At 64.5% G+C, this 5,079-nt stretch carries 3 protein-coding genes; 1 reads left to right on the top strand and 2 read right to left on the bottom strand.

From position 1 onward, the window contains the following. Both BP858_RS08640 and BP858_RS08635 read right to left on the bottom strand, forming a co-directional pair. The coding region (locus tag BP858_RS08640) for an MASE3 domain-containing protein (RefSeq protein ID WP_286879303.1) at window positions 1–752 on the bottom strand (752 nt) is incomplete at its 3' end. 277 nt (window positions 753–1,029) lie between these two features. After that, on the bottom strand, window positions 1,030–3,945 hold the full coding sequence (locus tag BP858_RS08635) for a PAS domain S-box protein (protein ID WP_286879302.1): 2,916 nt from the start codon (window positions 3,943–3,945) through the stop codon (window positions 1,030–1,032). 271 nt (window positions 3,946–4,216) lie between these two features. Here BP858_RS08635 and BP858_RS08630 point away from each other — a divergent pair. Further along, window positions 4,217–5,079: HAD-IC family P-type ATPase (locus BP858_RS08630; protein ID WP_286879301.1), on the top strand; the 863-nt coding region annotated here is incomplete at its 3' end.

The raw sequence follows: 5,079 nt of genomic DNA, 5'->3' as shown, positions 1-5,079 counted from the left end.
TTTGCGATCCCGTAGACGCTGACATAGAGCGTGAAGGCGAGCTCTGAGGCGATCAGCACGAGGATCGCCGCGATCAGGTGGCCGGCAACCCGCGGCGAGAAGGCATCCCGCAGCCGGTAGAAGGCGACAGCCCCAAGGGCGAGCAGGGCTGATATAAGATACTCGCTCCAGACCTTGAACGGGGTCAGTCCGACGCCCTCGACGTAGCAGTCGGGGAAGACCGGGAAGACAAAGATCGAGAGGAGGAGGGGGCCGGTTACTCCGGCAAACCCGGCAAAGACCCACCGGCGGTCCAGATCGCTCCTGAACAGGAGCGGAGCGGCAAGGAGTGTCCCCGCAAGGAGGTAGCGGGAAGCGATCCAGAGCTGTGTCGGGAGGTTTGCGTCGTAGCCGACGAAGATCCCCATCCCCTTGTAGGCAAGAGCATGGAGCAGCCCGATCCCGGCCACGAAGAGGAGCCCGGTGCCGGTGACGAGCAGATAACTGTTCTCCCGCATCGTCCGGGCGTTCCAGACAACGGTGAAGACCGCTATCGCTATTCCAACGGCGACGAGTTCGGCGATCGTGTGGAAGAGGAGGTAACTGTAGAGGCTGGTCGCTGCAAGGGCGACGAGGAGCACCGTAAAGGCAACAAACGGCGTCCATATACGGGATTTCGCGACACCCTCCTCCACGCGGCCTTGTTGGAGATCTGCGCCGCACCGGTGAGGGTATTCAGCCAGGGACTCTGTCCACGCAAGATCGCTTCTCATGACACAGGATCAAATCCAGCTCTTCCGGCTGCGGGCCAGGGAAGCGCCGGGCCGCTCCCCAGGTGTTTTCGCTTCCGCGCGGCAGTGAGGCGCCTGCACGGCCCGGCACCCCTGCCGCGTTTTTGTCCTTAATACGGTAGAGATCAATAGACGTCAACCTTTCCCTAAGGAACAACGAAGCATACCACTTCATTCGAGATAGATGAGTGTACTCATGAATCCCAGGGGGGAGCGACCCCGCCCGGTTGAGAACCCGGGATCCGGAGACAATCGACCGCTAGACCAGTTCGTTTCTCCGCAAAAACTCCCGGATCTTGCGCGACTCGACCCATCCCGCATCGAGCTGTTTGACAATACTGTTGATCCGCTCAACCTGCCTGCGGATCTTCTCTGACGCTCCTCCGTCATCGATCAGGTCGGCCATACCGAGGATCACCTGCAGGGGCAGGCGGATGTGGTCGGCGAGGATCGCAAACTGCTCGATGTTCTGCTCGATCTGGTAGAACGCCTGCAGCCGCAGATCCTCATAGCGCTTCCGGTCAGAGACATCCCTGCCGACAGTCTGGACACCGACCACCTCCCCGCCCTCGATGATCGGAGACTCGTTCATCTCCACAAAGGCGACCGTTCCATCCTTCCGGCGGAGTTCTACGAGGAGCCCCTCGACAGGCTCTCCCCGGGTGACCCGGACCCGAGCCCCCAGCCAGGCAGGCCAGGACTCCTCGAGAACATAATCACTGCACTGCACACCGATCATCTCTTCAGGAGTATACCCAAGGATCCGCGTCACCGCCGGGGAGATGTAGGTGATCCCCCGGTCGTGGTAGCAGGTATAGATCATATCAAAACTCCGCTGGGCGATCTCCCGGAACCGCTCCTCGCTCTCCCGGAGCGCGTTCTGCATCTCCCTCCAGTCGGTGATATCCTCTACCATCCCGATGACAAAACCTCTCTCCCCGGGATCGTGGAGCAGAGACGTGGTCAACCGCCCCCAGATGGTCCTCCCATCCTTCGTCACGTAGCGCATCTCCCGCTGGACGCTCTCCCGGGGGAGAGCCCCGGCATTCTCCCGGTCGGGCGAAAAGATCAGGTCCGGGAACAGCATGGCATGGAGTTCATCCTCATCGTAGCCGAACATCCGCACAAACGCCGGGTTTGTCTCCGTGATCCTTCCTCCGGGATCGATGAGCGCGATCCCGGCCCCGGCCTGCTCAAAGATGCCGCGGAACCTCTCCTCGCTCTCCCGGAGAGCGCGTTCAGCCTTCTTCTGCTCGGTGATATCCTGGCCGATGACAGCCAGCCGCCCGGGCTGCGGCTGGTAGATGTGCAGCTCATACCACCGCCCGCTCCCCGGCTCCTGCAGCCGTCGCTGCACCGGGACACCCGTCTCCGCGACCTCCCCGTAGAGGGCGCCGGCCCCCTCGCGGATCGCCGGGAAGACATCAAAGAGCCGCCGCCCGACCAGTTCCTCCCGGCTGCGGCCGAAGAGATCTGCCGCTTTCTCGTTCAGTTCGAGGAGCCGGTAGTCGACGGGACTGCCCTCATTGTCCCGGACAACCTCATAGAGGGTGTAACTCTCAAGCATCTGCTCAAAGAGGAGGCGGTACTTCTCCTCGCTCCTCCGGAGCCCCTCGTCTGCCCGCATCCGCTCAATAGTCCGGCCGAGCCTCTCGGCGACGGTATCGATCAGGGAGCGCTCTTCGGTGAGGAACGACCCCTCATCCGCCCGGGGATGCTCATGGAGGTAGCAGACCTCCACCCTCCCGGCGGTCCGGCCGTGGACGATGATCGGGCTTTCCTGCCGCCAGGAGGTCTCGCAGAACCCAGCCGAGAGATACTCCCGGTCGTCGAGAGTGATCCGGGCGACAGCATCCTCAGGGTGAAGCCAGCCGGCGGGGAGGACGGTGGCGACCTCCTGGAGGATTGCATCGAGTGTTATCCCGGGCCGCTCGACGATACCGGTCATGGCGTAGAGGGTCGCAAGTTCCCGAACCCGGTTGTCCAGATCACTTCGCTGCATCCGGAGTTTCTCTTCCGCCCGCCGCCGGTCCGTGATATCGTTTATGATGACGACGAGCCGGTCGTACTCGGGCCGGTATGCCCTCAGCTCGTAATAGGCGTCGACATCCGGGCTGTAGACCTCGCGGTGCACCGGCGTCCCGGTCCGCGCAACCCCCCGGCAGAGGTCGAGCGTAACAGGACCGACCGACGGGACAGCCGTGACGAGGTCTTCCCCGGCAACCTCATCCCTCCGGCGCCCGAGAGCCTCTTCAGCCTTGCGGTTGATCTGGATGACCCGGAACCCGGCAGGTTCCCCGGAACCCCCACGGATGACCTCGAGCAGCAGCCCGACGTCGAGCATCTGGTCGAAGAGGAGGCGGTACTGCCGTTCGGAGGCTGTCGTCGCCGCGTTTGCCTCCGCCTGCCCGACGGCGGCTCCGAGCATCGCGGCGGCCGCGGCGACAAGATCGCGCTCCTGCTGCCGGACGGGGTTGTCAGTCTCCACGACGAGGTGTCCGACCGTCCTCCTCCCGGCGATGATCGGGACGGTGATCCTCCCGCCGCCGGGCGCCGCGGTCCCGGGCACGACCCGTATCGATACCCGACCGGGGTTCTGGAACCCGCCGGGCAGGAGGTCGGCCGTTCGGCGGAAGACCTCCTCAACGCCGGCGTCGCCCTCCCCGATCAGCCGGGAGATCGCATACAGCGTCCGAAACTCCTTCACCAGCCCCTGCAGCCTCTCCCGGCCGGTGATATCGAGGTTGATCCCGGCCCAGAGGATGACCTGCCCGGCGGCATCCCGGATAGGGACGCCCCTGCTCGCGATGGTATGGTACTCCCCGTCCGACCCGAGGATGCGGTAGTCGCGGCTCCAGGTCTCCCCGGTCGCGACAGTGTGCTCCCATGCGGCAAGCGCCGCGGCCCTCTCCTCCGGATGGATGTTGCTCGCCCATCCGGTGCCCCGGCACTCCTCAAGCGTCATCCCGGCAAGGTCGAGGTAGGAGTCTGAGAGGTAGAGCACCCCGCCGTCAGGCCCGCAGATCCAGATGCCGTAGGGGACCGTCTCGTCGGCGAGCTCCGCGGGTACTCCTGATTCGTCACCGAGAGGCGTTGTAGAGAAATCTGGTGTGGGCATGCGGGTCTGGTCCTGCAGGGAGGGGAGGCGGGAGCGGGGATCATAAAAATCAGGCATCCTGCATATATCCCGCGTCTCCGGCCGGCACCGGGGCACTCTGCGTATGGAGTAATCTCGTCAATCAGTTAGTACGATCGCACGATAATGTTTCTGCTCGGAGGTAAGGTAACCTTACCCGGATTTCAGGTTTTCGGTTGGATTCCACCGGAAGCAGACCCGGGAGTACTCCCGGGATCGGCACTACCCTTAAGTTGCACGGAGCCAAAATTCCGTATATCTATGACGAAGACCTACACCCGATGGACTGCTGCCCGCCTGGAGACCTGCCATGCCCGGGCATGAGGAGTGCCCCCGCTGCCGGGCCGGGATCTGCGAGATCCACCAGCCGGTCGCCGGCCGCCGGGAGATCGCGGTCTTCGCGGTCGCAGGTGTCCTCCTCCTCGCGGGGATATACGTTGAGTATTTCACCCCCTACCCCCTCGCCGGGACGATTCTCCTCCTCGCCGCCGCGGTCATATCAGGCCACGACGTCCTGAAGGCCGGACTCCTCGCGCTCATCCGGTTCAGGTTCAACATCGCCGTGCTCATCACGATCGCGGCGGCGGGCGCGTTCCTGACCGCAAACCCGGCCGAGGGTGCGGCCGTGCTCTACCTCTACGCCATCGCCGAGTTCCTGGAGGAGTATGCGGCCGGGCGGGCGCATCGCTCGATCGCGTCGCTCCTCGATATCGCGCCGCAGACGGCCCGGGTCAGGCGGGACGAGGGGGAAGTGGTTGTCCCGGTCAGCGACGTCCGGGTCGGCGAGACCGTGCTCGCAAGGCCGGGCGATACCATCCCGCTGGACGGCGTCGTCACGCTCGGCGAGTCGTCGGTCGACCAGGCCCCGATCACCGGAGAGAGCGTCCCGGTGGCAAAGGGTGTCGGGGACGAGGTCTACGCCGGGACCCGGAACATGGACGGCTACCTGGAGATCAGGGTGACAAAGCCTGAGGAGGCGAGCACCATATCCCGGGTCGTGGCCCTGGTCGCTGAGGCTCAGGCCCACACCTCCCCCACCGAGGCCTTCATCGAGCGGTTCGCTCGCTACTACACCCCGGCGGTCATCCTCGTCGCCGGGCTCCTCGTCGTGGTCCCGCCGCTCGTCTTCGGCGTTCCGTTCCTCGAGGCCTTCTACCGGGCGCTGATCCTGCT

The organism is Methanoculleus sp. UBA413 (assembly GCF_002502935.1).
In the GTDB taxonomy this organism is placed as follows: domain Archaea; phylum Halobacteriota; class Methanomicrobia; order Methanomicrobiales; family Methanoculleaceae; genus Methanoculleus; species Methanoculleus bourgensis.
The sequence above is the reverse complement of the archived record's forward strand: the minus strand, read 5'-3'. Positions and strand labels throughout refer to the sequence as shown.